The sequence below is a fragment of the Bradyrhizobium sp. Mp27 genome, assembly GCF_029953005.1.
In the GTDB taxonomy this organism is placed as follows: domain Bacteria; phylum Pseudomonadota; class Alphaproteobacteria; order Rhizobiales; family Xanthobacteraceae; genus Bradyrhizobium; species Bradyrhizobium barranii.
In genome coordinates this window covers 1-562 of sequence record NZ_JASAUS010000612.1, presented here as the reverse complement: position 1 = coordinate 562, position 562 = coordinate 1, and the positions used below count along the sequence as shown (strand labels likewise).

Below are 562 nucleotides of genomic sequence, written 5' to 3'. Positions count from 1 at the left end.
CGTCTGATGCTTGTGGCTGTTCGAAAACAGACCACGTTTATCATCAACCTGAAGCGCAGCACCCTGCTAACGCGGGGCTCAGCAACAGGCCGAATACCCCATCTGACTCATTTCTGATGAAGTTTGCCGGGCGACTGTGGTTCTCAAACGGAGAATCAGCGCCATGCGGACGGGCTTTCAAATCTCATCGCTCGTACCGAGTGGTTTGGTGTTTGATGGTGTAAGTGACTCAATGGATTCGCTTATTCTGGCGGTTAGGTCGGAAGCTGCGGAGGCTCGGTGCCCTTTGTGCGCAACAGCGTCGAGCCGCATCCATAGCCGGTACGTCCGGCATGTTGCCGATTTGCCATCAGCGGGCAGAAAGGTGCGCCTCCGGTTGCTGACGCGGCGCTTCACATGCGAGGCGCCGCATTGCCGCCGACGGATCTTCGCGGAGCGGTTCGGAGAAGACGTCGTTCCGCTTCGACGGCGTCGGACGGCACGGCTCGAACACATCGTCCATCACCTGGGGTTGGCGCTCGGCGGCCGGCCGGCAGCAAGCTTCGCCAAGCGGCTCATGCTG

1 protein-coding gene is annotated in these 562 nt (G+C 60.1%); it reads left to right on the top strand.

Going from position 1 to position 562, the window contains the following annotated elements; genetic code table 11:
- Positions 1-163: 163 nt before the first annotated feature.
- On the top strand, positions 164-562 hold a 399-nt coding region (locus tag QJT78_RS51990; protein ID WP_281460927.1), incomplete at its 3' end, for a transposase family protein.